This window comes from Actinomadura sp. NPDC048032 (genome assembly GCF_040653175.1).
GTDB lineage: Bacteria > Actinomycetota > Actinomycetes > Streptosporangiales > Streptosporangiaceae > Spirillospora > Spirillospora verrucosospora.
In genome coordinates this window covers 1-5,715 of sequence record NZ_JBEZJP010000484.1, presented here as the reverse complement: position 1 = coordinate 5,715, position 5,715 = coordinate 1, and the positions used below count along the sequence as shown (strand labels likewise).

3 protein-coding genes and 1 pseudogene are annotated in these 5,715 nt (G+C 76.9%); 2 read left to right on the top strand and 2 right to left on the bottom strand.

Annotated elements, in window-relative coordinates:
• Positions 1-1,215: pseudogene (locus AB0C69_RS37010) on the bottom strand (AAA family ATPase); the annotation flags it as partial.
• Between the two features lie 156 nt (positions 1,216-1,371).
• Between AB0C69_RS37010 and AB0C69_RS37005 the strand changes: the two are divergent.
• Entirely contained in the window at positions 1,372-2,175 is an 804-nt protein-coding gene (locus AB0C69_RS37005) for an SDR family NAD(P)-dependent oxidoreductase (protein WP_360360286.1), read from the top strand.
• A 103-nt stretch (positions 2,176-2,278) separates the two neighbouring features.
• Positions 2,279-3,124 (top strand): ATP-binding cassette domain-containing protein, encoded by an 846-nt coding sequence (locus AB0C69_RS37000; protein WP_360360283.1) that lies wholly within the window; start codon positions 2,279-2,281, stop codon positions 3,122-3,124.
• Here the strand turns inward: AB0C69_RS37000 and AB0C69_RS36995 are convergent.
• On the bottom strand, positions 3,057-5,715 hold a 2,659-nt coding region (locus tag AB0C69_RS36995; protein ID WP_360360280.1), incomplete at its 5' end, for a carboxyl transferase domain-containing protein. The genes AB0C69_RS37000 and AB0C69_RS36995 overlap by 68 nt on opposite strands.

Sequence of the window (5,715 nt, the reverse complement as noted above, 5' to 3'; positions counted from 1 at the left end):
GGCCGCGCAGCGCGAGGCGGCGTGCGCTGCATGGGCACGCCGGCACAGCCGGGCGGCGAGCGCCGCCGGGCAGGGGCCTGCTCGCCTGACCGGCCGGCTCCGCGCGACCTGGTCCTGGACGCGGTCGTCGGGGGCCTCGCCGCGCCGCTCCATCCGCACGAGGATCTGGTGCGCGAGCCGCTGCGCGAACGCGGCGCGCCCGCTGCCGTACCGGGTGGTGCCGCGCAGCGCGGCGGCGATCTCGCGGATCTCGTGGTCGGCGAGCCGGTAGCGCGCCGCGCCCCGCGTGACGACGAGCCCCTCCTCCGGCTTGCGGACGTGCAGCCACAGCGCCCGGCGCAGCACGTCGGCCATCCGGGCGTCGCCCTTGAGGGCGGCCGCGGCCGCGGGCTCGTCGCCGAGCGGCGGGCCGAGCAGGTCGTCGATCGTGGCCTGCTCCACCCGGACCTCGCCGAGCGCGGGCAGCACCGCCGAGATGTAGGCGAGGAAGGCGCGGTTCGGCCCGACGATCAGCACGCCGGACCGCGACAGCCGCTCCCGGTGCGTGAACAGCAGGTAGGCGGCGCGGTGCAGGCCGACGGCCGTCTTGCCGGTGCCGGGCGCGCCCTGGACGCAGACGCTCAGCGGCAGTTCGGCGCGGACGATCTCGTCCTGCTCGGGCTGGATCGTGGCGACGATGTCGCGCATCGGGCCGGTCCGGGGGCGCTCGATCTCCTCGGTCAGGATCCTGGACGGGCCCGCCCCCGGCCGTGGGTCGCCGCCGTCGAGGGGCTCGTCCTCGAACGCGGTCAGCTCGCCGGCCGAGAACCCGAAGCGCCGCCGCAGCCGCCAGCCCATCGGGTCCGCGGGCCCGGCCTGGTAGAAGGCCCGGGAGACGGGGGCGCGCCAGTCCAGCACGAGGGGGCGTCCCTCCTCGCCGTCGTGGACGTGCCGCCGTCCCACGTACATGACGGCGGGCAGGTCGGGGCCGGCCGCGCCGTCGCGGTCCATGCGGCCGAAGAACAGCGGGGTGTCGGGGTGGTCGGCGAGCGCCTCGACCCGCTGGTCGAGCAGCGACTCCAGGAACTGCCTGGAGACCCAGTCGGCGGCGACGTCGGCGGAGAGGCTCGCGGCGTGCTCGCGCATCCGGCGCAGGGCGGCGCGGGACTCGGCGAGGTGGGCGCGTTCGGCCGCCAGGACCGCGGGTTCGGAAGGGTCGGCGGACTCGGCGGGCATGCGGACAGACCTCCGGCTGCGAGAGTGGCGAGGGGGGCGAAACCCACTACCTTACCGACACGGCACGGGCGCCGCCGGACATTCCGGCGCACCGCCCTCGGGGGGCGTCGGCGCTGCGCCTTGCCGGTGGGGGCGGGCTGTGTGACGTTGGTCCGCATGGCGACTCTCACCGGACGGTCCGCTTTGGTCACGGGAGCCTCGTCGGGCATCGGCGCCGTGGTGGCGGAGGCGCTCGCCGCCGCCGGCGCGCGCGTCGGCCTGGTGGCGCGGCGCAAGGACAGGCTCTCGGAGGTGCTCTCCCGGTGCCGCGAGCACGCCCCTGACTCGGCGATGTGGGCGGCCGACCTCGCCGACCCCGACGCGGTCGCCGACCTCGCCGCCGAGGCCGAGCGCGAGCTCGGCGGCGTCGACGTGCTGGTCAACAACGCGGGGATGCCGAAGCGGCGCCGCGTCCAGGACCTGTCCCCCGCCGAGGCCGACGAGGTGATGCGCCTCAACTACCTGTCCCCCGTGCGGCTCACGCTGGCGCTGCTGCCCGGCATGGTCGCGCGCGGGCGCGGGCACCTGGTGGCGGTGGGCTCGGTCGCGGCGCGGCTCGGCCCGCCGCACGAGGCCGCCTACTCCGCGTCCAAGGCGGCGCTCACGGCGTTCTGGGAGAGCATGGCGGTCGACCTGGACGGCACGGGCGTGCTGGCCCACGTGATCCAGCCCGCGCTCATCGCCGGGACCGAGCTGTTCGCCCTTCCCGGCAACGAGCCGCCGCTCAGCGACCTGTCGGAGGCGCTGCCCCCGCAGGAGGTGGCCGCGGCCGTCCTGGAGGTCCTGGAGAGCGGGCGGTTCGAGCGGTACGTGCCGGACTGGTTCGGCGAGATGGCCTCCGGCAAGGCCGCCGACGTCGAGGCGTTCGTCGCCGGGGTGAAGGAGTGGACGCGCGACCGGCTCGGTCCCCCGGCGACCTGACCGCCGCCGGCCTCCCGCCGGTCCGTTGCCGCCGCCCGCGCTCCTCAGTAGGGTGTGGATCCGCCAGTGATCCACATCACACGAGGCGCGGAGGGCGGAGGCCATGGCCGCTGCGGAGGGCCTGCGGGTGCGGGACGTGACGGTCCGTTTCGGCGCGCTGACGGCGGTCGACGGGGCGGGACTGACCGCTCCGCCCGGAACGGTCACCGGCCTGGTCGGCCCGAGCGGCGCCGGGAAGACGACGCTGTGCGACGTGATCACGGGGCTGCGGCGCCCGGCGGCGGGCGCGGTCCTGCTGGACGACGCCGACCTGACGCGCAGCGCGGCCCGTGAGCGGGCCCGGCGCGGCATCGCCCGCACGTTCCAGCGGGAGGGCGCGGCGGGGCCGGCGACCGTCCGGGAGGCCGTCCGGGCCGCCGCGGCCCGGCACGCGATGACCCGCGAGCAGCCGGGCCGCACGGCGCGGGAGCGGTGGCGGCGCCGTCTCGAGGCGCGCCGCGACGCGGGCGCCGTCGCCGACGCCCTGCTCGCCCGGGTCGGCATCCAGGCCCACGCCGGGAGGGCGGTCCGGGACGCGCCGCCCGGCGTCGCCGGGTTGACGGACCTGGCGCGGGCACTGGCCGCCGAACCCGCCGTGCTCGTGCTGGACGAGCCGTGGGCGGGCCTTCCGGTGCGGCACGCGCGGGCGCTGGAGGTCCTGCTGCGCGACCTGGCCGGAGAGGGGCTGGCGGTGCTGGTCGTCGAGGACGAGATCGAGCCCGTGCTCGGCGTCTGCGACGTCCTGCACGTCCTGGACGACGGCAAGGTGATCGCCGCCGGGCCCCCGGCGGAGGTGCGGGCCGATCCCCGCGTGCGGGACGCCTACCGCGCCGGGCCGCGCCTCACCACGTGTCGATCCAGGGGCGGGGACGGTCGCCGGGCGGCGGGGCGGCGGCCAGCGCCGCGGTGATCCAGCGCCGCGTGTCGGCCGGGTCGATCACGTCGTCCAGCTCGAACACGGTGGCCGCGTGGAGCGCCCTGCCGTGCTCGTAGGCCGCGGCGACCATCTCCTCGAACATCGCGCGCGGGTCGTCGGCGGCCTCCAGCTCCTTGCGGAACCCGAGCCGGACGGCGCCCTCCAGCCCCATGCCGCCGATCTCGCCGGTGGGCCAGGCGAGGGTCGCGAGCGGCGCCCTGAACCCGCCGCCCGCCATGGCCTGCGCACCGAGCCCGTACCCCTTGCGCAGCACGATCGTGACGATCGGGACGCGCAGGTTGGCGCCGATGACGAACAGGCGGCTGAAGTGCCGGACGGTGGCGGTCCGCTCGGCGTCCGGGCCGACCATGAAGCCGGGGGTGTCGCACAGCGACACCACCGGCAGGCCGTGCGCGTCGCACAGCTGCAGGAACCGGGCGGCCTTGTCCGCGGCGTCGCGGTCGATGGCGCCGCCGAGGTGCGCGGGGTTGCTGGCGATCAGGCCCGTCGGGCGGCCCTCGATCCGGACCAGCGCGGTGATGATCCCGACCCCGAACGCGCGGCGCAGCTCCAGCACCGACCCGGTGTCGGCGAGGTGCGCGACGACCCGGCGGACGTCGTAGGCGCGCAGCCGGTTCTCCGGGACGAGGTGCCGCAGGACGCGCTGGTCGTCGCAGGCCCAGCCGTCCGACGGGCCCCGGAAGTAGGACAGGTAGCGGCGGGCCGCCCGGACCGCCTCGGCCTCGTCGTCCACCACGAGGTCGATGACGCCGTTCGGTTCCTGGTCGCCGACCGGGCCGATCTCCTCGGGCGTGAAGACGCCGAGGCCGCCTCCCTCGATCATGGCGGGGCCGCCCATGCCGATGTTGGCGTCCCGGGTGGCGATGATGACGTCGCAGCAGCCGAGCAGGGCCGCGTTCCCGGCGAAGCAGCGCCCGCTCGCGACACCGACGGACGGGACGGCGCCGCTGAGCCGCCCCATGGCGTGGAACGTGGTGACGTCCAGGCCGGAGACGGTCGTGGTGTCGGTGTCGCCGGGGCGTCCCCCGCCGCCCTCGGCGAACAGCACCAGCGGCAGGCGGCGGCGGTGGGCGATGTCGAGCATGCGGTCGGTCTTGCGGTGGTTCAGGTGGCCCTGCGTCCCGGCGAGGACCGTGTAGTCGTAGGACAGGACGACGGCCTGCGCGCCGTCGACGTCCCCGATGCCGCAGACCATGCCGTCGGCGGGGGTGCGCTCGATGAGGTCGTCGAGGGAGCGGCGCCGCCGCTGCGCGGCGATGACGAGGGCGCCGTACTCGGTGAACGTCCCGGCGTCGCACAGGTCGTCGATGTTCTCCCGCGCGGTGCGGCGGCCGCGCGCGTGCCGCCGGGCCACCGCCTCGGGGCGGGCCGCGTCGAGCCCGCTCTCGTGCCGGCGCAGCGTCTCGGCGAGGTCGGCGCGGATCAGGTCGAGATCGGCCGCCTCGTCCTCGGCGGCGTGCTCGCCGCCCCCCTCGGCGGGCTCGGTGAACAGCAGCGGCGCGCCCTCGGCGACGGTGTCGCCGGGCGCGGCGGCCAGGGCCCGCACGACGCCCGCCTCTCCGGCGCGGACGACGTGCTCCATCTTCATCGCTTCGAGGACCAGCAGCGGCGCCCCGGCCCCGACGAGGTCGCCCTCGGCCACCTCGACGCTCACGACCGTCCCCTGCGTGGGCGCGGGGACGGCGACCGTGCCGGGCGGCGCGTCCGGGCCGGCCGCGGGCTCCGGCCCGGCGGTGCGCGGGGCCGTCTCGACGTAGTACCGGCGATGCTCGCTCGCCAGCAGCTCGGGCAGGTGGTCGTCGATGAAGGACGTGCGCGCGCCGCCGGCCGTGAAGCCGGGATGGCGCAGCACGCCCTGCAGCAGCGGGATGCTCGTCGCCACGCCCGCGATCTCGAACTCGCCGAGGGCGCCGTGCGCGCGGGCGGCGGCGGACGGCAGGTCCTCCGCGCGGGCGACGACCTTGGCCAGCAGCGGGTCGTAGCGCGGGCTCGCGCGGTGGCCGGCGTACCCGTGGGTGTCGACGCGGACCCCGGGACCGGACGGCGGCGCGAACGCGGTGAGCGTCCCGGCGCTCGGGCGCGGCGCGCCGTCCGCGCCGATCGTCTCGGCGTTGACCCGCACCTGGACGGCGCAGCCGGAGGCCCGCGGCGGCGCGGCCAGGCCGACTCCGGCGAGGTCCTCCCCCAGCGCCAGCCTGATCTGCGCCTTCACCAGGTCGACGCCGGTGATCTCCTCGGTCACGGTGTGCTCGACCTGGAGCCGGGGGTTGGCCTCCAGGAACCAGAACTCCTCGCCGTCGACGAGGAACTCGAAGGTGCCGAGGCTCTCGTAGCGGACCGAGGCGGCCATGCGGAGGGCGGCGTCCAGCAGCGCGTCCCTGACGCCCGCGGGCAGCGCGGGCGCGGGGGCGATCTCGATCAGCTTCTGGTGGCGGCGCTGGACGCTGCAGTCGCGCTCCCACAGGTGGGTCACGGCGCCGGAGCCGTCGCCCGCCTCGTGCTCCGGCTCCCGCTGTCCCGGTGACTCAGCGGAACGCGTGGACGTTCTCCCCGGCCCACTGCGC